This window comes from Microcoleus sp. Pol7_B2, from assembly GCF_036701035.1.
Lineage (GTDB): Bacteria > Cyanobacteriota > Cyanobacteriia > Cyanobacteriales > Microcoleaceae > Microcoleus.
The window spans coordinates 1-22,469 of sequence record NZ_JAUBQB010000091.1 but is presented as its reverse complement, the minus strand read 5'-3'; the positions used below and the strand labels follow the sequence as shown (position 1 = coordinate 22,469).

Annotated in this window: 18 protein-coding genes; 14 read left to right on the top strand and 4 right to left on the bottom strand. The window is 47.0% G+C overall.

Annotation, left to right across the window (positions count from 1 at the left end; genetic code table 11):
- From QUA57_RS24805 to QUA57_RS24760, 10 genes are all read left to right on the top strand, one after another.
- The coding region (locus QUA57_RS24805) for a clostripain-related cysteine peptidase (RefSeq protein ID WP_333064258.1) at positions 1-3,240 on the top strand (3,240 nt) is incomplete at its 5' end.
- A gap of 246 nt (positions 3,241-3,486) precedes the next feature.
- Positions 3,487-4,548, top strand: a complete 1,062-nt coding sequence (locus QUA57_RS24800) for a calcium-binding protein (protein WP_333064256.1) — start codon at positions 3,487-3,489, stop codon at positions 4,546-4,548.
- A 600-nt stretch (positions 4,549-5,148) separates the two neighbouring features.
- Complete coding sequence (gene petB / locus QUA57_RS24795; RefSeq protein WP_015174799.1) at positions 5,149-5,817, top strand: cytochrome b6; 669 nt, start codon at positions 5,149-5,151, stop codon at positions 5,815-5,817.
- 182 nt (positions 5,818-5,999) lie between these two features.
- The gene (gene petD / locus QUA57_RS24790) at positions 6,000-6,482 is read left to right on the top strand and encodes a cytochrome b6-f complex subunit IV (protein WP_333064255.1); all 483 of its coding nucleotides are present in this window, start codon (positions 6,000-6,002) and stop codon (positions 6,480-6,482) included.
- 101 nt (positions 6,483-6,583) lie between these two features.
- Positions 6,584-6,760: a hypothetical protein gene (locus QUA57_RS24785; protein ID WP_333064254.1), complete on the top strand. Its 177-nt coding sequence runs from the start codon at positions 6,584-6,586 to the stop codon at positions 6,758-6,760.
- A 5-nt stretch (positions 6,761-6,765) separates the two neighbouring features.
- Entirely contained in the window at positions 6,766-8,127 is a 1,362-nt protein-coding gene (locus QUA57_RS24780) for a PIN domain-containing protein (RefSeq protein WP_333064253.1), read from the top strand.
- Positions 8,128-8,183: 56 nt separating this feature from the next.
- Complete coding sequence (locus QUA57_RS24775; RefSeq protein ID WP_333064252.1) at positions 8,184-8,507, top strand: type I restriction-modification system subunit M N-terminal domain-containing protein; 324 nt, start codon at positions 8,184-8,186, stop codon at positions 8,505-8,507.
- Complete coding sequence (locus QUA57_RS24770) at positions 8,508-8,762, top strand: hypothetical protein (RefSeq protein WP_333064250.1); 255 nt, start codon at positions 8,508-8,510, stop codon at positions 8,760-8,762.
- A 322-nt stretch (positions 8,763-9,084) separates the two neighbouring features.
- Complete coding sequence (locus QUA57_RS24765; RefSeq protein ID WP_333064249.1) at positions 9,085-10,446, top strand: cytochrome 450; 1,362 nt, start codon at positions 9,085-9,087, stop codon at positions 10,444-10,446.
- 260 nt (positions 10,447-10,706) lie between these two features.
- On the top strand, positions 10,707-11,252 hold the full coding sequence (locus QUA57_RS24760) for a hypothetical protein (protein ID WP_333064248.1): 546 nt from the start codon (positions 10,707-10,709) through the stop codon (positions 11,250-11,252).
- A 492-nt stretch (positions 11,253-11,744) separates the two neighbouring features.
- On the opposite strand, the gene QUA57_RS24755 is transcribed toward QUA57_RS24760, so the two are convergent.
- Positions 11,745-17,315: an SdrD B-like domain-containing protein gene (locus tag QUA57_RS24755; protein ID WP_333064246.1), complete on the bottom strand. Its 5,571-nt coding sequence runs from the start codon at positions 17,313-17,315 to the stop codon at positions 11,745-11,747.
- Positions 17,316-17,667: 352 nt separating this feature from the next.
- Positions 17,668-17,811 carry a hypothetical protein gene (locus tag QUA57_RS24750; RefSeq protein ID WP_333064245.1) on the bottom strand — a complete coding sequence of 48 codons (144 nt, stop codon included), beginning with the start codon at positions 17,809-17,811 and terminating at the stop codon, positions 17,668-17,670.
- Positions 17,812-17,849: 38 nt separating this feature from the next.
- Here QUA57_RS24750 and mtnA point away from each other — a divergent pair, with 38 nt between their 5' ends.
- From mtnA to QUA57_RS24735, 3 genes are read left to right on the top strand one after another with little or no spacing between them, the layout of a single operon-like run.
- On the top strand, positions 17,850-18,911 hold the full coding sequence (gene mtnA / locus QUA57_RS24745; protein WP_333064242.1) for an S-methyl-5-thioribose-1-phosphate isomerase: 1,062 nt from the start codon (positions 17,850-17,852) through the stop codon (positions 18,909-18,911).
- A 37-nt stretch (positions 18,912-18,948) separates the two neighbouring features.
- On the top strand, positions 18,949-19,434 hold the full coding sequence (locus QUA57_RS24740) for a type IV pilin-like G/H family protein (protein WP_333064241.1): 486 nt from the start codon (positions 18,949-18,951) through the stop codon (positions 19,432-19,434).
- A 3-nt stretch (positions 19,435-19,437) separates the two neighbouring features.
- On the top strand, positions 19,438-20,295 hold the full coding sequence (locus QUA57_RS24735) for a rhodanese-like domain-containing protein (RefSeq protein WP_333064239.1): 858 nt from the start codon (positions 19,438-19,440) through the stop codon (positions 20,293-20,295).
- 110 nt (positions 20,296-20,405) lie between these two features.
- Here QUA57_RS24735 and QUA57_RS24730 read toward each other — a convergent pair whose 3' ends face one another.
- Positions 20,406-20,753, bottom strand: coding sequence for a hypothetical protein (locus QUA57_RS24730; protein ID WP_333064238.1), 348 nt, complete (start codon positions 20,751-20,753; stop codon positions 20,406-20,408).
- 241 nt (positions 20,754-20,994) lie between these two features.
- Between QUA57_RS24730 and QUA57_RS24725 the strand changes: the two genes are divergently transcribed.
- Positions 20,995-21,942 carry a cation diffusion facilitator family transporter gene (locus QUA57_RS24725; RefSeq protein WP_333064237.1) on the top strand — a complete coding sequence of 316 codons (948 nt, stop codon included), beginning with the start codon at positions 20,995-20,997 and terminating at the stop codon, positions 21,940-21,942.
- Between the two features lie 196 nt (positions 21,943-22,138).
- On the opposite strand, the gene QUA57_RS24720 is transcribed toward QUA57_RS24725, so the two are convergent.
- Entirely contained in the window at positions 22,139-22,336 is a 198-nt protein-coding gene (locus tag QUA57_RS24720; RefSeq protein WP_333064235.1) for a hypothetical protein, read from the bottom strand.
- Between the last annotated feature and the right edge of the window lie 133 nt (positions 22,337-22,469).

Genomic DNA, 22,469 nt, shown 5'->3' with positions numbered 1-22,469 from the left:
ACACCAACACCGCCAACACCAACACCGCCAACACCAACACCGCCAACACCAACACCGCCAACACCAACACCGCCAACACCAACACCGCCAACGCCCACACCATTAGTCACGCCAATCCCAGCGCTAACACCGACTCCAACGCCCACACCGACTCCGACACCAAGCGAGTCACCAACGCGCGCCCCAGCCAAGTGGACTTTTATGGTTTACATGGCCGCTGCCAACGACTTGGAACCCTTCGGCATCGAAGACTTTTTGGAAATGTCATCCGTTGGCTCTAACAGTGATGTCAATATTGTCGTGCAATTCGATCGCACTCCCGGTTTCGATGCTACTTACGACAACTGGACAGACACTCGTCGGGGGTTAATCCAAGCGGGAGATTTGCCAAATTTGACCTGGGGAACCAGCGTCGGCGAAGTCAACATGGGAGATCCCAATAACCTCACAAACTTCGTGAATTGGGGTACAGCCAACTATCCCGCTGACAACTACGCGATCGTGGTTTGGGATCACGGTGACGGTTGGCGCAATACGGCAACAGCCAGAACCGTTGCTAACGATTGGGAGTCAGGCGATGTTTTGGAAAACCGCGAGGTGGGGGCTGCTTTAGCAGGGGTGCCAGAAAATATGGATCTGATCGGCTTCGATGCTTGTCTGATGGCGATGCTAGAAGTTGCTCACCAGGTTAAAGATGAGGGATCGGTTTTTGTTGGTTCAGAGGACCTAGAGCCCGGAGATGGTTGGCCTTACGACCCAATTTTATTGCAACTCAAAGCTAATCCTACTTGGTCGCCCGCTCAATTAGGCAGCGCGATCGTCACTAACTACGGCGATTCTTATGGCGGTTCCCAGACGCAATCAGCTACTGACTTATCGAAGATCGGCGATTTGTCAGCAGCAATGAGCGATCTGGCAACTGCGATCGTCAGTGGTGCCACAGCAACAGATGTGGATCGATTGCAGGTACACCGCAATAATTCAGCAGACTTTTATTACTCGCATTACCGCGATTTGGGAACGTTTCTTGCCAATGTTGCTGGCGATTCTACAATATCCGACAGCATTCGTACCGCAGCTCAAACAGCTTTTGATGCTTACAATCTGGCAATTATCCAAAATCATTCAGGTCTGTCCTATGGTGGAACTGGGCTGTCAATTTATTTGCAATCTCGCGGTGAAGCTTTAAACCCAGATTACAACAGCACGATTATAGATTTTGCTGCTGACACTCAATGGGATGAGTTTCTTAATTGGTGGCAAAGTCCTGTTGTCAACAACCCACCTGTTGTCAATCGTTCTGTGTTTTCTCAAAGTGCAGCGCTAGGTTTTTCTCAAAGTGGTAATGCTTTTAATTTAGCTGCCAATACCTATACTGACCCCGATCCGGGCGACAGCATTAATTATTCGATCGCCCTGTCAAATTTGAGTGATTTAAGTTCATCTGCATTTACCTGGGAAACCGATCTCAATGGCCGTTTGTATCGCCAACCAAATGCCGATTCAAGTTTCCCGCAAATTCCTTTGCCTTCCTGGCTAACTTTTAATTCCGCAACCCGTACTATCAATTTAGGCCCAACTCGCCCGTCAACTTTTGACTATTGGTTAAAAGTAACGGGAACTGATGAATCTGGCGCGAGTGTTAGCGAGGTAATTCGGTTCAAGAGTTATGGTCTCGCCGGTTTTGTGATTGACGGTTATATCGCTGGTGCTACTGTCTTTTTTGACGCTAACAAGAACGGGGTACTTGATGCTAGCGAACCTTCAGCTACTACTGCGGATAACGGGGAATTCGATCTCGATCTTGACTCCAACATTTTCGACAAAAATCAAAATGGCGAACTCGATCCAGAGGAAGGCAATATTGTTGCTTTCGGCGGCATTGATACGGCAACTGGTTTGCCTTTGGAAACGCCTGTCACTGCCCCGCCTTACGCTACTGTTGTCACCCTGTTAACAAGTTTAGTAGCGGATTTAATTGACAAAGGAATTGACAGCGATCGCGCCGAATCTCTCGTCAAATCTTCACTTTCCATTCCCGCTAATGTTGATATAACGGGTTTAGATCCGATCGCAGCTACGGAAAACGCGATCGCTGGTGGAGTAGAAACTTTGACTGCAATGGTCAAGGTACAAAACGTCATTACCCAAACTGCTGCTTTAATAGACGGTGCGTCGATTCTGGACAATACCGACAGCGTAAAAGCAGTTGTAAGTGCGATCGTTCAACAAATTCAATCGGGGACAACTCTCAATCTCAGCGATGCAAACCAGTTAGCAACAATTGTCGATCGCGCCGTCACAGCAGCGCAACAATTTGACTCGGATTTAAACACTCAGCAATTGTTGCAAATTGCCCCGGATGCAGCTAAGGTAATGGCCGAAGCAAATCAGCGCATTGACCAAGTTGTATCCAACACTGCAACAGCTTCAATTAACCGAGAAGTTGCCCGCGTCCAAAAAGTAGCCCTAGGCGCAACCTCTGAAGACTTAAAAGCAGTCGGTACAGGGACGAAATCGATCGCCCAAGTTATTGCCGAAAATACGGGTACTGCTTTAGATAGCAAAATTCAACAAACGACATTGCCCGATACACCTGCTGTTGCGGTGATTGAAGGAGAAATAGATGCGATCGCAGCTAACTCCAATCTTACCGGCACTGACGGCGACGACAGCCTCTCCGGTGACAGCGGCAGCGATACAATGGCCGGCAAACGCGGCAATGATACTCTCAGCGGTTTTGGTGGCAATGACTGGATACACGGCAATCAAGGCAATGATTCCCTCGACGGTGGCGACGGCGAGGACACTGTTTACGGCGGCAAAGGAATCGATTATTTGTTCGGCAATAACGGGGAAGATATCCTATTTGGAAATCGCGGTCAAGATAGCTTGAGTGGAGGTGAAGGCAATGACAGTCTTTACGGCGGTCAAGCTAGCGATATCTTGCTGGGCGGTAACGGAGCCGATTTTCTCAGCGGTGAAAACGGCGATGACAGTTTGATAGGAGGAAATGGGAGCGATCGCTTCTTAATTTCAGCCAATTCTGGCAGCGATATCATTTTCGATTTTGAAGCCGGCATCGACTTTTTCGCACTTGCAGACAATTTAACCTTCTCGCAACTTTCTATTATCCCCAGTAACAGTGCAACTTTAATCAGCGTGACAGCAACAGGCGAAATTTTAGCTACTGTCAGTGGCGTGACAGCTAACCAAATTACCCTTGCCAATTTCAGTTAAACGATTAGGGACACAGGCAAATCTTGTGTCCCTACAGGAAATTCCTTTTGTAGTAAGGACTTCAGTTTTTTGTGACAGGTTTAGGCGAATCAAGACTTGCATCCCTTACTACAAAAGGTCAATCACAACTCAAGTTATTGCACAATCCAAAACCCAAAAATGAGTGGACGGGAACAATCCAAAATTTCAAATCCCAAATCTACAATTGATTGACTGTTGTGAAATAGTTTTCAGGAGGACAAATTTATGGTAGTTATATGCGGTGACAATCTCGATAATTTGCTAGCTGGTGAAATTGGCGATGATTCCCTGTGCGGGCTTGGAGGGAATGATACTCTATCTGGTTTGGGTGGTAATGACACTTTAGATGGCGGAGAAGGAAATGATAGTCTCGCAGGTGGAGTCGGTAGCGATCGCCTTTTGGGCGACTTTGGTAACGACAGTCTCAGCGGTGGCGAAGGCAATGACAAACTTGAAGGAGGTGCCGGCAATGATTTTATTGAGGGCGGCGAAGACGCGGATTTAATCAGAGGAGAAGACAATAACGACAGTATCTTCGGAGGGGCTGGTAATGACTGTCTTAACGGCGGTCAAGGCAATGATACGGCGATCGGAGGAGATGGAGACGATCGCTTGTTTGGTGGCAGTAACAACGACTTTTTAATGGGCGGCAAAGGTAACGATCGCCTGTTGGGAGACAGTGGGAACGACACTTTAAGAGGTGACTTAGATAATGACTACATTAACGGCAATTTAGGAGACGATTTGCTTGAGGGAAATGAAGGCAGCGACACCCTGATTGGCGGGCCGGGTAATGACATCATATCGGGTTACGGCTTTTCCTCAACAGGAGAACAAATCGATTATTTAATCGGGCAAAATGGAGGGGACATATTTGTTCTCGGTTCGTCAAATGCCCGCCCTTACCTCTTCTATGGCGGTGACGGTCGCCATGCCGTTATTGAGGATTTTAACCGGGTCGAAGGCGACAAAATCCAAGTCGTTGGTTTCGTACAAGATCGTAATGGTTCTAACTTCTTCTCTTACCGATTTGAATCTTATGATGACGGTATCACACGGGGAACTCGGATATTTGTCGGATCGGATTTAATCGCCGACGTTGAAAATGTTACAGATGTGAGTCTATCAGATTGCGCGATCGTTTCGACTGGGTTTACACCGCCATCGCGAGACTTTCCCTCCTTCCCGTCTCTTCCTGAAATTCCCTTCCCTATACCGCCGCTTCCCTCTCCTTTCTCGCCAATGCTGCCAGTTTTTGTGGAAAGTTTGCCTTCTTTTCAATTGTGATAGGACTTTTACGGATGGGGGCAATCACCGGCTTTTTTTTACGGAAATACGCAGGTTGCAGCCAGCAGATGCTGTTAGAAAGGACTGAAGTCCTTACTACAAAACAAGATTCGGTTGTACGATCCCACCGGTTCGGGTTACTCGACTGACATTAAGGGCGTTTGGGGCAGAAAGTGAAGTTTTACGATCGAGATGAAATTTGGCCTCTCCCGGCAAACCTGTTTCCGGCTCGGACTGCTTTCTGTAGCTCAGCCCTCCCCGCATACTAGCTTGGGCGGATGTTGAGATTCCTAAAAAAGCCTTTTAAGTGCCCAAAAACCGATCGCGTGCGTGAAAATTGCACGGCAATTATGTTACATTTTTTATCACAGTCTGGAATTCGATCGGGCAACGCCAGCGAGTAGGGACAAGCCACCGCTTAGTTTCCCAGGGCTTGCAGGCGATCGCACAATAGAGTTCCTTTCGTCAGCTCCAAATTTAAAAAATAGCCTCAGGCATTTGCTAGTAAAAGCAAGCTGCTCGGCGCGGGGCGACAAAAAACCTTGTGGCTGCTGCCCTGAACCTCAACCACAGCAATATTCTTTTAGGAATTCTGGCTCCATGTTTTCTAAACAAATCACCGACTCAAAAACCTACCAGTGGTTTGAGGAACGCCTGGAAATTCAGGCGCTCGCCGATGACATCACTACGAAGTACGTACCCCCGCACGTCAATATTTTCTACTGCTTGGGCGGAATTACTTTAGTTTGCTTTCTGATCCAGTTTGCCACCGGCTTCGCCATGACTTTCTATTACCGTCCCACGGTAGCAGAAGCTTTTTCTTCAGTGCAATACCTGATGACTGAAGTCAACTTCGGCTGGCTGATCCGCTCCATCCACCGCTGGTCTGCAAGCATGATGGTGCTGATGATGATTTTGCACATCTTCCGGGTTTATCTGACAGGCGGCTTCAAAAAGCCCCGCGAATTAACCTGGGTGACAGGAGTAATCTTGGCAGTCATCACTGTTTCTTTCGGCGTGACCGGCTATTCGCTGCCTTGGGATCAAATCGGTTACTGGGCAGTTAAAATCGTTTCCGGCGTCCCCGAAGCTATCCCGTTTGTCGGTTCTTTGATGGTTGAACTGCTGCGCGGCGGTGTCAGCGTCGGTCAAGGCACTTTGACCCGTTACTACAGCTTGCACACTTTTGTGTTGCCTTGGCTGATTGTAGTCTTCATGCTGGCTCACTTCTTGATGATTCGCAAGCAAGGTATCTCTGGCCCGTTGTAAATTTTGAGTTGTGGGGGCGGTATTCTTTGGCCCCCCGCTGAATTTTGAGTTGAAAATTCATAATTCATCGCTCATGATATTTATTTACGGCTAATACTTCCTGCGATCGCGCCACTGATTCAAACTAACGAATACAGTGGAATCCCAGGCCCGGGTAAAACTAAAAGGAGAACACTCTCACTATGTCTATTATCAAAAAACCAGATTTGAGCGATCCAGACCTCCGCGCTAAACTCGCTAAGGGCATGGGTCACAACTATTACGGCGAACCAGCTTGGCCTAATGACTTGCTCTACGTTTTCCCTATAGTCATCATGGGAACTATTTCTCTGTGCGTGGGTTTGGCTGTACTAGACCCGGCTTTGGTTGGGGAACCTGCTAATCCTTTTGCTACTCCGCTGGAAATTCTGCCGGAATGGTATTTGTGGCCTGTGTTCCAAATCCTGCGCGTTTTGCCTAACAAATTGTTGGGTATTGCTTGCATGGCTGGTGTTCCCCTTGGCTTGATTTTGATTCCGTTCATCGAGAACGTTAACAAGTTCCAAAATCCGTTCCGCCGCCCTGTTGCTACTACTGTTTTCCTGTTGGGAACTGCGGTAACTCTGTGGTTGGGTATTGGTGCTATTTTCCCGATCGACAAATCTTTCACGCTGGGTCTTTTCTAAGATTTAAGCTTGCTTGATTTTGACGCCTGCGGATTTTCTGTAAAGTGCTTTGGTACTGGTGGGAAACTTTAGCGGGCGTCATTTTATTTTAGATTTTAGATTTGGGATTTGGGATTTATGCTCAAGGTAGACCGCAGCAGTTGGTAATGCCAGCATCTCTGAAGGTGAAAGCGGTTGAGAAGTATGGTAAGGTGCGGGAAATTGCTGGCTTATTTGGCGGGGCAGATAAATTGAAGCAGGCAGTCGAGCAGTTGCAGAGTTTATTGTATTCGGCTTAGGAAAAGTGAAAGAAGTTGTAATAATGTCCGCAGAACAAAAACCAATTTGTGTGGTAATTGATGCAAATATATGGTTGCAAGACTCTAATCTTTTGATGCGAACGGCTATGGGTTCGGCATTGCTTTACATCCTCAAACAAAGTAAGGGAAAAATAGGTCTACCGGAAATTATAGAAGAAGAGATTACGAGAAATATTGTTGAAAACGGGCTTAAAGCCATTGAACAAATTAATAAAGGATTTAAATCTAGTGAAGTAATTATGGGCTTTCGCGATTCTTATGAAGTACCGAATAAAGCTCAATTAGAAGCTGCTGTTAAAGAAAGGTTGACCGATTTGGAGGACGTAATTATTAGAATTTTCTTTACATTTGAACACGCTAAATCAGCACTAAGGAGAATTAATGAAAAAACTCAACCTAATGGAGACAAGAATCAGCAATTTAAAGATTCAGCTATTTGGGAAGCAATATTAGAACTTTCAGATTCACATACAATATATTTTATTAGTGATGATAACGCTTTCTTTAAAAATAGAAACAAGCAAACTGAAGAACTAGCGGATAACTTATTAAATGAGTGTAATAAAATGGGAGCCAAGGTATCTATTTATAACAATATTGCATCCTGCCTTAAGGCTCTTCAACAAGACGTACCATCACTTGACTATTCAAATATTATTTTAACTATTGATAACCTTATTAATATTGGATTAAGACGAGAATTAGCTACGGAAATTGGATTTGAAATAACTACACTCGCAATTGACAAATCATCACTTTCAGCATTTTTTACAGAAATAAATGGCAAGTTAGCATTAATTTTTGAACTTTGTTACCACTGTATTGATATACAGAATAATGGCGAGGTCGAAAGGACAGAAGCTCTTTTAAGAGCCAAAGGAGATTGCTTGTATGAAATTGATACTCAAAAAATTTCTGATATAAAAATGGATCGGGAAAGGATCTACTGGGTAGAGCCAAGCGGAGAAGCGGGTAGACGAGGAGTTGTGTATGCTTCTGGTACTGCTACTATAGGAGGAAGTGAGCAAGTTAACTATACTTTCAGAGAACCGGTTGATTTGATCCGCTCTCCAGACTTAGACAGGAAGAAGCGAGTAGATAAAGTCCGCACGAAGCAAGATTTTTTTAAGCAGTATAGTACACAGGAAAGAGCTATTTTAGAAATATTTTTAGAGAAATATATTGAAACGGGGTTTTCTGTATTTCAGAATATTATCGATTCAATTATAAAGTATCCTGAATTTGCTCAATATGGTGATGCAATTAAAATAATAACACTGTTTGGAGAACAAGAAAAGTTAGAAAAAGCACTAAATCAATTACAAAATCTTTTGTACTCAGTCTAGTAGATGTTTTCTAAGAGTTCTATTTCTAAGTTTGATTACTTTAATTTTCTCTCAAAATGCCCAAACGCACTACATTTCAAACCCATAAATCCGTCACCACTGCTCAACGCCTCGGCAGCATGATAAAGTCGGCGCGTGACATCATGCGGAAAGATAAGGGAATGAATGGGGAATTAGACCGTTTACCCCAATTCACTTGGATTCTTTTCCTCAAGCTATTAGATGATGCGGAAAATATCAGAGAAGAAGAAGCCTTTTTAGAGGGAAGAGTTGATAAGTACAAACCGCTGATTGAATCTCCGTACCGCTGGCGTGATTGGGCTGCTGATGATGAAGGGATGAGCGACGATGACTTGCTGAAATTCATTAACAATAATTAGGTGACGCTGCGTGACGGGACAAAAAGCCCTGGTTTGTTCGCTTATTTGCGGAATCTTCAAAGTGCGACAGGGCGCGAACGCAAAAAAGAAGACACTAAAGATTTGCTTTCTCTAGGCAACAATCTTACTTTATCCCAACTGTTAATTACTCAAGAAAACAGTACAACTTTCATCTGTCTTTCAGCAACCAGAGAAATTGTAGCCCCTCTCAATGGGGTGTCGTCCAGTCTAATTAATGTCGCCGATTTTGGCTAAATTTAATAGCAAGTAGTCGCACATAACTACGGTTTATTTGCGACTCTCAGAGATTGGGTCTAATACTTTAGATGTAGAAAGTATATCTACTTACCAGGAATCGTTATAAATTCCACTCAATCTCCGGAAAAAGGCTAGACTTGAGCGCAGACATATTCAGTAAAACTATCTCTATATTGCCACTGCGTGCAAAAAAAATGGCTATAGTTATACTTACTGATTTTGGCAATGAAGCGGGTATTCAATCCAGCTCTATTACTGCTCAATACCCTCTTGCTGCTAAATGCGAAGCGCGTTATGGCGAGGGGTTCTCGGAGGAATTATGATGAACCTAAATTTAGATACTATTTTCTCATCGCTGATGAACCCGGCCCTGAACGAGTTTCAGGTTTGGGCTTTGCAAAACCCGGAAGAACGTCTCAGCAAAACGATGCTACCGCCGATCGCCCTGATTGAGGGTTTGATTGCCAACGAACCCACGTATTTGCAGATCAAACGGCTGGCTTTCGGAGCCAATTTTTGCTGCGCGGGGCAAGTCGTGATGGGAGAGTTTGACACGCTGGAAAAAGCACTCACATCGCCCCAGGCGCGCGGATGGCGGCTTGGTACTTCTGTACTCGAGCCCGATAGCGCCCCCAACCAAGATGTCGGCGGCAGAAACCTTTTTCTACTGTCTTTGTCGGATCGCGAAACTGATGGTAGCAGCAACCACGCAGCATTCCGAAGCTGTATGCAGAAATATCTGTTCAACAGTGCGACAGCGGATCGCCAGGGAGACGAAATCAGCAGGCGGTTGCTCGATCGGCTAGCCGCAGATTATGCCGAGATGTCGCACGGTGCGGGGGGAGCGTTTTTTACCGATGTCAAGCGGGGTTGGATGGGATTTTTAGTCCGATACCTGCACTACGTCATCTTTGGGATTAATCCAGACGATTCAGAGTCGATCGAACTTCTCACCGAATTGCATTACACTCGCCAAAGCCCGCTGCACTACTTCGCCGTCATCGGCAACCTGCTGCAAAGCCTTAACGTCTTTGGACACGGGGATTTGTCCGCTCTAATCGAGCGTGCAGCGACTATCTATGAGAATTCCCCAGCTTTAGCCGACTTCGAGGAGAGCTCGGAAAACAACGGCATGACTAAGCGGGAATTGGCGAAGCTGATGACATCGATTATGGGCATAGCGGGACTGCAAGGCCCCCTGCACCTAGGCAACACCGCAATGGGATACCGCCCTCTCCCCGCCTATAAAGGACAGCAGACGGCCGCAATTAACCCGACTGATTTTTGGGATCGGCTCGATTTGGACGATCGCCAGTCGATCGAGCTCTTCCTTCTGGAATGCGCCCGCCTCTGGGCTCCGGTCAGCGCCACGCACCGAGTCGCCACAGAGCCATTCACCGCAACGGTAGCGGGCAAAGAGCGCACCTTCCCCGCAGGAACCAAGGTACTGATACCGCTCAGCCTGGGGCTGCTAGACGAGAGTTTCTGGGGGCATACGGTATACGAATTCAACCCTAAGCGCGAGAATCTGTGCCCTTTTCATATGGGATTTCATTCCGTGGGCGATCGTAGCGCGGGACGGATTTGCCCGGGTAAAGACATCGCACTCAAGATGCTGGTGGATGTTGTGAGTACAGTAGGCAAAGTGCGACGAGCCTCTGAGCCGAATTTGCAGGGGTAATCAATCCAAAAGCTCGATCGGACAGCGGTTGAAACTGAAATATTGCACCATTCTCGCTTAACAGGCCCGAGGCCCACCCTACAAGAGATCAAGTTTATTGTGGGGTGTCCCCCCCGCCCTTGAATAACTGATTGGCTAGGATGCAAGATGTGAGTTGAAACCGCACACCACAAAAACTATCGATCGCTCGCTCCACTAATAAATCAAGGGGGTATCTAATAGGAAACCCAAACACAACTATTTTGAGGATAAATAATACCATGTTAATAGAACACAAGCAACTAAAAGACATTGTGAATTGGATGAAAGTAGAACATCCAGCCGAGTTACCCGAAGTCCTGCAAGGTATCTTTTTTATGGACGGGAATGTTTTACCAGACGATTGTCTGACGATGTACAGTTCAGACTGGAATGCTGCCGAACGGACTTTATTGCTGCGCGTTTTTGACCCTGTTATCTGGACATTTCATTCATCAATGGGAGGACGGATGTTAATTTATTTAGTCAAATTTTCTCGCTTCAGCTACTTGTTCCGATTCTCGGATGCAACTTTGCAGCACGGGCACATTACGCCCATAGTGTTTGGATGGTCTGTGCCGCAGTGGCTTGTAGATTTTTTGATCGATCGAGATCCGAATACTCCGAATGGAGATATCTGGCATCGCACAAACTCGTTTTTCGGCAGACCTGCTGACAGCGGATATACACTCCGCAGGATTGTAGACAAAGATGGCAATTACACATCAGCTTTCCCAGATATGCTGTCTAAAGTTGAGAGTGATTGTTTAATTATTGCCAAAGAGTGAAAATATTTAGGAAAATTACAAAACCCGCTTAATTAGGCGAGTTTTGTCGATCGAAGTGGCAGGATTTGAACCGACGACCTATACGATGCCAAGTTTGATGTGATATCGTTTCCGGTTGCATCGGAATCATAAAATCGAGTCAACAGTTAACACTCAACCATTCAGTTTTTCGACCCCGAGTCATATCAACTGCGGTAGCATGGGAATTAATATTACCCACAGGTTGGACGCGGCGCCGTGCAACCGGAAACGATATTACTTCTGGCTTATCAGAGTTTATTTGCAATGATTATACAGCGTATTCCAGGTTCATAAAGTAGTAGGGACAAGGCAATGCCTTGTCCCTACGGGGATTTACGGATCAGGGGTCTACTTCACAAACAACGTGGAATCGGCAGTAAGATGTTTGGTTTCACCCTTTTTTGATTCCCCAACAGTCTCTTAATCCATCGTCCCTACAATATTCTCACCTAATTAATTAGCTCGATCGCACTAGAGGAGAGAAAAATCTGTGGCAGTAATCGCGCTGGCAGGCACATTGCTGAGAGTGGCCAAAAGTTGCCCGGAACCAGTAACTCGGATGAGGGTAGAACTATTCTCGGCCACAATGCTTAGTTGGGAGAAATCCAGACCACCCATTAAGCCGATCGAATCGATACCGTATTGAAAGTCTAAAATAGTCTCGCTGCCGAGGTCCATACCCAACATAAATCGATCGTTCCCGGTGCCTCCAATTAGAGTATCATTCCCTTGATCTCCAAACAAGAAGTCGTCCCCAGCACTGCCAAGCAAACTGTCCTCATCCTTACCGCCGTAAAGAGTATCGTTCCCGACCTCCCCATTGACAGTATCCTGACCTTCATTGCCAAACAGCAAATCGTTGCCCAAACCGCCGCATATTTGGTCTTTTCCGCCAGTAGAACCAATAGGAAGAGGGCTACCAATATCCCCGTACACTGTATCTTCCCCCTCGCCGCCACAGATAGTATCACTGCCTTCATCGCCAAACAGCAGGTTGCTGCCCAATTCGCCCAGAACAACGTCATCGCCCTTGCCGGCACGCACTGTATCATCACCGTCACCGCTGGCGATCGTATCTTGATTTTTCTCCCCGCTGAGGAAGTCATCACCCGCCAAACCGAACACCAAATCGTTGCCAGTCAAATCCGGGTCGAAGGGGTTAATAGTTCCCCCGTAGATAATATCGTTACCCTGGTCGCCAATTAAAGTATCGCTCTCCTGGTCGCCGAAAATAATGTCGTCATCTTTGCCGCCGTAAACAACATCGTCGTTCTTGCCCGCAAAGATTAAATCTTCTCCAGCAACCCCATTGAGGTAATCATTACCCTCATTGCCAAACACCAAGTCCCTGTCTATATCGGGGCCAACCGGGAAAGCACTGTTAAGTCCCCCGTAAATATTATCATTCCCCCGCAATCCTGCCAACAAATCATCGCCGTCAAAACCATTTATTTCGTCACCGTTATTAGTGCCGAGAATACTGTCGTTGCCGTTAGTACCGTTGCGGCTATTAGTGACAGAATTAGGACTGCGAATACTGCTAATGCTTGGTAAAACAATTTGTTCACAAATGCAGTCAGCATCTTGTCCTTCTTGGGGTGGTAGTGGTGTTGGTGTTGGTGTTGGTGTTGGTTGGACTGGGGCGAAGGAATTGCCAAAGTTAATATTGCTAACATTAGTGCCGCTGACAGCAATAATATCAGCAGGATTGGCAGTAGTTTGCGTCCAACCAGGTTGATTTACTTCCCGAACTAGATAAGTTCCCGGTCCTAAATTAGCGAAACTGTAGCCGCCCAAACTATCAGTTGAAGTGTTAACTTCTCCAGTATCTAAAGAGTTATTGCTGTTAGCGTCAAGGAAGAGTTGCCAGTTCGGCAAGAGCGGTTCTTGAGTGTCCAAAACCCCATTGTTATTGAGGTCATTAAACTTGCTGCCGCTAATGCTAATATTTTGGAAATTGCCGAAATTAATTCCACTACGACTTTCGCCACTGCCCAGATTAACCGCCGCCGGATTAGCAGTAGTTTGCGTCCAGCCAGTCTGCTGCACCTCCCGCACATTGTAGGTGCCGGGATTGAGGTTGTTGAAACTGTAATTACCAGAATTGTCAGTGGTAACAGTAGTTTCGCCCGAATCTAAAGAGTTGTTCCCGTTCGCATCGAGGAAAATTTGCCATCCCGAAAGACCAGTTTCCTCCGCATCCCGAGTACCGTTGCCGTTGCCGTCGTTGAATTTAATACCGCTGATGCTGCTTTGTTGGACGGGAGTCGGAGGCGGAGTCGGAGTCGGAGTCGGAGTCGGAGTCGGAGTCGGGGTTGGTGTTGGTGTTGGCGGGACTTGTTGGTTGCCGAAATTGGCAGTGGAAGTTTGACCTGGATCTAAGGGAACGGTTCGGGGGTTAGGGGTGGTTGGTGTAAAACCTGTCGGCACCACTTCCCCGACGTTGTAAGTGCCTGTTTGCAGGTTAGGGAAGCTGTAGCTGCCATCGGTACCGGTAGTAACTTGGGTTTCTCCGGTGTCTGAAGTGCCGTTGTTGTTAGTGTCAAGGAAAATCGTGACGCCAGGGATGCCAATTTCTCCGGTATCTTGAGTGCCGTTACCGTTGGTGTCGTTGAATTTAATGCCAGTTATGGTGCCCGTCTGGAGGCTATTGCCGAAATTAACTATAGCAGGAGTCGTTTCACCTGCTGCCAGCGTCACTGAAACCGGATTGGGAGTAGTTGGCTGGCTGTTGGCGGGTACAACTTCCCGAACGTTGTAAGTGCCCGCAGGCAAGTTGGGGAAATTGAAGCCGCCGTTAGCATCGGTAGTTGCCGAAGTTTCTGTGGCATCGAGAATGGCGTCGTTGTTAGTGTCGAGGAAAACAATGACTCCGGCAACACCAAGTTCTCCGGCAGCTTGAGTGCCGTTGCCGTCAATGTCGTTAAATTTTATACCAGTAATGCTGCCCAATACAGCGGGTATAGTTTGGTTGCCGAAATTCACCGTAGCAGGAGTAGTTTGACCTGCTGCCAGCGTGACTGCAACCGGATTGGGAGTACTTGGCTGGCTGTTTGGCGGCACGACTTCCCGGACGTTGTAAGTACCGGAGGCCAAGTTGGGGAAAGTAAAGCTGCCGTTAGCATCGGTAGTTGCGGAAGTTTCGCCGGCACCGAGGATGCCGTCACCGTTTGTGTCGAGGAAAACTGTAACTCCGGGAACGCCAAGTTCGCCTGCAGCTTGAGTGCCGTTGCCGTCAATGTCGTTAAATTTGATGCCGGCGATCGTACTCAGCGGTACTGGTATTGCTTGGTTGCCGAAATTAACTGTAGCAGGAGTAGTTTGGCCTGCTGCCAGCGTCACTGCAACCGGATTGGGAGTAGTTGGTTGGCTTCCAGCCGGTACAACCTCCCGCACGCTGTAAGTGCCAGCAGGCAAGTTTGGGAAAGTGAAACTGCCGTCAGCCCCGGTAGTTGCGGAAGTTTCGCCGGCACCCAGGATGCCGTCACCGTTGGTGTCGAGGAAAACTGTAACTCCGGGAACGCCAAGTTCTCCGGCAGCTTGAGTGCCGTTGCCGTCAATGTCGTTAAATTTGATGCCGGTGATCGTACTCAGCGGTACGACAACTGGAACAGGCTGTGCGGAAAATTCCGAAGTGTTGCCGGCGGCGTCGGTTGCTGTGGCGGTGATTAATTGGCCTGCGGTGACTGCTGCTGGGAAAGTTTGATTGAAAGCAGCGTTGCCTGCAGCGTCAGTAGTTACCGGGATAGAAGCAATTAAGGTTTGACCTTGGGTTCCCGGGGGATTGTTGGCGAAAAATTGGAGGGTGAAATTGGCACTGGGAATGCTGTTGTAAGTTCCCCCGACGGTGACGCTGCCAGCGCTGGCGGTAGCGGTGGTGAGTACGGGAGTGTTTTGGAGGTTGTTTGCACCGATGTCGGCGTCGCCTGCATCGTTGGCGGTGATGCCGTTGTTGCCGAGGTCGATGCCTAAGCCAAGGTTGGCGAAGATCGAGTTGTTTTGGATGCGGTTGCCGATACCGGAGTCAACACCTACGCCGATATTGCCATTGTTGGCGATGATATTTCCTTCACCTGCTGCTGTACCGCCGATCGCATTATTACTTGCGGCAGCGGTAATCAGTACTCCGATCGAGCTATTGCCTAAGGGGCTAGTACCGTTGGCTGCAACGCCGATGAAATTGCCGCGCAAAGTGTTGCCTGTTGCAGAGGCCCCTGTAATCTGCACGCCTAAACCTGCGCTGGGACTGCTGTTGCCGGAAATGATATTGCCAGCGCCTGCGACACTACCGCCGATCGTATTGCTGGGTGCATTGTCTACAACTACACCAATAGTGTTTGGCAAGGCAGCAGTGCCGGCGGAGTTGGTGCCGATGTAGTTGCCGACTACAGAGTTGAGAGTGGCACTGGCGTTGAGAATTTGGACGCCGAAGCCGTCATTGCCGGAAATGATGTTGCGATCGTTCGCAGCAGTGCCGCCGATCGTGTTGCTGGCAGCATCCTGTATGAGCACGCCAGTCAAGGTGTTGCCCAAGTCTGCGGTGCCGTTGACATCGGTGCCGATGAAGTTGCCCACGACTCTGTTGCGTGTGGCAGCGTTGCTGGTAGCAGGGGCGTTTTGAATGACTACACCGAAAGCATTATTGCCGGAAATGATGTTGCGCGCACCTGCAGTATTTCCGCCGATCGTGTTGTCGGAGGCATTCTGTACCATCACGCCAAAACCGACGTTGCCCAAGTCTGCGGTACCGTTGATGTCGGTGCCGATGAAGTTGCCCAGCACAGTGTTGCCTGTGGCTGTGGCAGCATCGATAAATACGCCAGCGCTGCCATTGCCAGAAATCAAGTTGCGATCGGCTGCGTTAGTCCCGCCAATCGTGTTGTTGGGCGCACCTTGAACCTGTATGCCAGTGCCGCCGTTTGCCAATGCACCAGTACCTGCGGGGTTCGTACCTATGTAGTTGCCTCGGACGATGTTATTTGCTGCACCGGTATTGTTGAGCCATACGCCGAAAAGACTGTTGCCAGAAATGATGTTGCGATCGGCTGGTGTACTTCCGCCGATCGTGTTGCCCGGTGCATTGTCAACCACCACGCCACTGACGTTGGGCAAGGCAGCAGTCCCTGCTGGATTGGTGCCGATGTAGTTGCCCCGCACTAAATTTCCCGTCGAAGTGTTGCCTGCGATGAATATCCCGGAGTTGGTGAAGCGATTGATCGCCAGTCCTTGGACAGTGCTGTTGCTACCAATGATTAGTATGCCGTTGATTCCAGGCCCGGCACTGGATCCACTTAGCTCAATTAGCAAGTTCCCCGAAGCCGCCCCTGGTTGACTGAAACCGTCGATAGTTACAGCCGTAGTGATGGGTGGCAAGGAACTCAGGGGCGCGATCGTCTGAACGCCTGCTGCGGGAATGGCAAAGTTAATATTGTGCGGCGGTGCCGCCGCTGCATTCGCATCCGTAATCGCTTGTCGCAGCGAACCAGGCCCAGAGTCAGCGGTATTAGTAACAGTAAACGTCGCCAAGGTATGCGCGTAACTTGCCATTACCTCCGGATCGAGCGCCAATCCTGTTTTAATCGCTCCAGTAGCGTATTCAAGTATCCAGTTTCCGCCTTTTTGGGCGCTGCCCGTAATATCTGAAGAAGCAGCAATATTAGCTTTTGTTAACTTGCTCAGCTTTTGTACAAAAGCCTCTCCTTTTTCACCTGTTGCTACGTTACATCCGTATAGCAGAATTTCAAATCGATTTTTAATTGAGTTGACAGATGACGAAAACCACTGTTTCAAACTGTCGCGATATGTTTCTAAATTGTCGGAATTTAGGCTAGTTGGCCCTAGCTGCAAACTTCCCGATTCCCCGTGAGAAATAATGTGAACGCTTTCTATACCTTTGCGGCTCTGCAATGCTTCGGCAATTTGTTCGATGCCGTCCCGCGTGCGATCGACTAAAATTAACTCTGTACCCGCTTTAACACCGACCGCCAGACTCTGCCAATCTTCAACTGCTGAATCTACGAATACTATTTGTTGGTTTTTCATAATTATTGTTCCCCCATGCACCTAGTTAGGTTTTCACAATGTTGTTTCCGTGCGATGATAGTCGCTACTTCAATCCACCACAAATACGGCTAGCACAAAACCCGCCTTTAACTTAGTAAAAGAGTTGTACAGACAAAGCTTTACAATTATCTATTTTTGTGATTCTTGTAAATCTGTTGGAGCTGGAAAGTTACTCGATCGCACTTTTTCATTCTCAACTTAAAAAAATCAGACTTCAGGTACAGCTAGCTTGTTCCCGATTACGGAAATTTTTCAAAAAACGTAAGTATAATTTACACAACTTAATGTTCGGTTTTTTACTAAGTACACTTTTGTGAACAAGAATCCAACTCTACGCAAATTCCAAACCCAGAGAGTGGTACGTATCCAGCCATTCTTCAATCTCAAATCTCCAGTCTCGAATCTCAAACCGCAAGGCTGGGATTTTGGCAAATTCAGCGTGTCCCTCATAACATAGAGGAATAGTCGCCTTCATGGCATCATAGAAACTTGTCCCTCACATAATTGAAATAGATGACCGCTCAAAACTCCCCTGTTTCCCCCGTCACTTGGAAAGAAGACAGAGTTCTGCTAATTGACCAAAACCGACTCCCGAAAGAATACGGTGTAGTCGAAATTAGCCGCTGCGAAGATATGGCTGAGGCGATTAAAACTATGATAGTCCGAGGTGCTCCGGCGATCGGGGTAGCAGCAGCTTACGGGATGTATTTGGGGGCGCGAGAAATCGAAACGGGCGATCGCACCGAGTTTTTTACTAAACTAGAACAAGTTGGCGAGTTATTGCGATCGACTCGTCCGACTGCGGTTAATTTGTTTTGGGCAATATCGCGAATGCTCAAAACTGCCGAGAGAACTAGCGGTTCTGTCGAACAAGTGCAAAAAACTTTGTTAGAAATGGCCAAAACCATTCAAGCAGAAGACTTGCAAACTTGTAAAGATATCGGCGACAAAGGTTTAGAAGTTCTGCCAGCTACACCAGAAAAATTGAACTTACTAACTCACTGCAATGCAGGTGCCTTGGCAACTGCCGGCTACGGTACTGCTTTAGGTGTATTTCGTTCTGCTTTGCGAGAAGGAAGACTCGGAAGAGTTTTTGCAGACGAAACTCGGCCGCGTCTCCAAGGTGCAAAACTCACCACTTGGGAATGCGTACAAGAAGGAATTCCTGTCACATTAATAGCCGACAATATGGCGGCTCACTGCATGAAACTCGGCATGATTCACGCAGTAGTTGTCGGTGCAGACAGAATCGCTGCTAACGGCGACGCCGCCAATAAAATTGGCACTTACAGTTTAGCAATTGTTGCCAAAGCTCACAACGTCCCGTTTTTTGTCGCCGCTCCTCTGTCAACAATTGATTTTGAACTTTCCGACGGCAGCAAAATCCCCATTGAAGAACGCGATCCAGTTGAAATGTATCAAGTGGGAACTACGCGAATTTGTCCTGTGGGAGTAGAATTTTACAATCCCGCTTTTGACGTAACTCCGGCGGAATTAATATCGGGAATAATCACAGAACACGGCACCGTTGCTCCTGGGGCGTTGAGACAGTTTCAGGCAAAACAATTAGTTTAATTATATGTTTCTCAACTGCTCATTCCACCTGGTTTCTGTGAAATTAAGCAGGATTTATAGCAGCCACTGGCAGATCAAAGTTGCGATCGCAGTTCTAACTCTGCCAGTTGTTTTCAGTCCTGTCTCGGAAGCTCAAGTGTCACAAACGCTTAAAGCTAAGGAATCACAAGCGAAAAAATTTGTGGGTTCGATGAATAAAGCTCAGCAAGTTTACTATGCTGAAAAAGCAGGTTTTACAAGTTCTGTTTCCAATCTATTGGTTTATATGGGTCTCCAAATTAAACCTGCCGCAGCCAATTACAGCTACTCGATCGCCATGGTCAAAAAAGGTGCTGTATTTAACTACGGAGTATCGAAGCAAGCTAATCTCAAAAGTTTTGTGGGGGGAGTCTTTTTGGTGGGAAACAAGACCCAAACAATCTTGTGTCTAAATGTTGCTCCTGGCAAAACTAAACCACCTAATCCAACTAATACCAAAGGGGTTTTAGCCTGCGGTGCTAATACAGCCCAAGTTACTCAATAAATTATGTCTAATTTACTGGGTAATTTAGCAAATAACTGGATAGTAAATGCAGATTTAGCTAAGCAATTACTGTCAGGGGGCGCTACTCTGCTGGATGCTCGTCAACCTGTTTTAAAGTGGTTTTGCCGTTTCCCACCAGCTATTCCCGTAACTTGGCAGGAATTTTCGCGTTCCGACTTTCCCCACAAGGGAAAAATTATCGAAAATAACACAGTTTTAACTCAAAAACTGCAAGCAATTGGTATTTGTCAAGACAAACCTGTGATAGTGGTTGCCGATTCTGTGAAAGGGTGGGGCGAAGACGGAAGAATTGTTTGGATGTTGCGGACTTTGGGACACGAAAAAGCAGTTTTTGTCGATGGAGGAGATCGGGCTTTAATCAAAGCTGGATTTAATCGAGTAAAAGCTGCAAACAATCCATCGAAAACAGGAGATTTTGTAATATCTCGCCGATCGAATTGGGAAATTCAGCGTGATGAATTTAAAGCTATTTTAGGAGATGCTAATTTAGCAGTTATTGACGCCAGAGAGCCGCGAGAATATGCAGGTAAAACGCCTTACGGAGAAAAGCGGGGCGGCCACATTCCCGGTGCGGTTCACCTCTATTACAAACAGTTAATGGACAAACAGGGAAAACTGCTGGATCGCGGGGAAATAGTTGCTATTTTGCAGCAAAAAGGAGTTTCGCAGTCAACTCAAATTGTGAGTTATTGCTCCGGGGGAATTCGTTCTGCATGGTTGACTTGTGTCTTGACAAATGTGGGATTTAATGCTAAGAATTATGCAGGTTCAATGTGGGAATGGTCGGCTTCTGCGGCAGATAGTTATCCCCTTTCAATAAGCCTTTCAGGGGCCGGCTAGAAGCCCAACCCCTACTCCCCACAATAAAATTAACTCTTTATGAAGCCGGAAAGCCTGTTCTTCTTCAAGAAGTCGGGAATCTAAAACCAGAGCGTTTCAGGTTGAGAATCTCAACCGACTTGTTCGATATACTGAGCGAGATCGTCGCGCAGGCGGCTGAGTTCGGCTTCGGTGGTCACGCGCACGCGATCGTCCCTAACCGTAATCAGCACTTTTGCAGCAAAAGGAGTTGGCCAGATATTCGGGTTGCAGAAAACTTCTAAAAATACATCTCCTGCATACCGATATTCCATCGGTTTTTGGGGAGAAGCTTTAGCGCCAGCGGTTTTGGCTGCTACAGCTTTCAAGCTTTCCATCAAAGCTGCAATATCGCTTTGCAAATCCCGCGCGGCTTGCGGGGAAAAGCTAAAGGAGACAGAACCTTCGACTAAATTCAGTGTCAGCGGAGAAAGAGACATGGGCAATGAAATTTAACATACAATTGTTAATGATAAAATATACAATAACCTAAAATAAGTACCTGCCAGCAAAATTGGGCGGCGAAACTGCTATTAATTAAAATTTGTCTCAAGAAGCTCGGCTAAATTAATGAATATAAATCTAGTCGCAAGCTAGATTACACAAGAGTTTTAACCTGTTATGACTTGATAAGCTTTAAACTAGAAACCAGAAAACTTGACGGCAGGTCGAGGAGAGTTTATGGTTGCCGATAACCGTTCCGAAGTCCGCAAGGTTTTAATAATTACTTTATTGCTAAATTTGCTGGTGATGGCAATTAAAGCAGCCGTGGGATGGCTGACTGGTTCCCTCAGTTTGCTGGCAGATGCTTTGCACAGCGTCACGGACAGCGCTAATAATATTTTAGGATTGGTAACTAATCATTATGCCAATCCGCAGCCCGATCGCGATCATCCCTACGGACACCAAAAATTTGATGCTCTCGGAGCTCTGGGAATTGCTGCTTTTCTGGGAATTGCCTGTTTTGAAATTCTCAGCGGTGCTGTCGAAAGGCTGATTAACGGGGGTAAAGTTGTCAAAATATCCCCAAATGAACTGTGGATTTTGCTGATTGTACTGGGGATTAATATTTTTGTCACTTTTTACGAGCGCAGTGTTGGCCAACGTCTCGGTAGCGCGATTTTAGTGGCTGACGCTCAGCACACGATGAGCGATGTTTGGGTGACAATTATGGTTATCGGCGGGTTGATTGGTGTTTGGCAAGGCCAGGTTTGGAATATACCTCAATTACAATCCCTGGATGTGTTTTTGTCTTTTCCTGTGGCTGTTTTGGTATTTAGCAGCGGTTGGAAGGTTTTAAGGGAAAATCTGCCTTGGTTGGTGGATGAAATGGCGATCGCACCGGAAGTTATTCAGGCGATCGCGATCGATGTACCGGGGGTTGTCAACTGTCACTCGATCGCCTCCCGTGGGGTTGTAGGGCGTCAAGTATTTATTGAGATGCACACGATCGTGGATGCTGTCGATGTAGAAACAGCTCACCGGATTACAGAAGAAGTAGAAGCCCGTTTGAAAGAACGTTTCAGCCCTGTACGCATCTTAATTCACGTTGAGCCGCCGGCTTACCATTCCGACCAAATTAGCTACGATTCTGGAGAGAAGGAAGAAGTTAAGCGTGAAGTTGGGTAACGGATGAGTGTAACGGATTTAAAGGATGTAACGGATAGACTGAAGCTGGAAGAGTATCGATGTGAAGGAGGCAATATTTAGGCTGTATCTCCAGCAAACAGCAGGTTGAGGGATGAAGGAGGAAGGCGGTTTTTGCGATCGCAATTCCTTTAATTTTTTAAATGCTATCAAGGGAATTAAAGCGATCGCACTTAATTTAGTAGCAGTTTTCCACAGGAAAAGGGGGGTTTTCCACAGAAAAGGGCAAGTTTTCCACAATAGATCGATCGGCTGTCGTCGATTTCTGTCTTTCTATTTGTATAAATTCCAAGTATTTTGAATTTCTGTAGCCATTTCCCCCCGCCAATGCCAAGGTAGCAAAATCTCCACTTTTGAACCGAGAGCTCGCAGCCATCTCAACGGGTAGTGCGGATGGAATTTTTACTTTATTTTATCTGGTGCTAGCCTATCTAGGGCTTGCTGAATAATCGAGTGCATATTGCGTCGCGAAAGGTTTCGAGCGCGTGATCGAGAATAAAGTGCAAGAT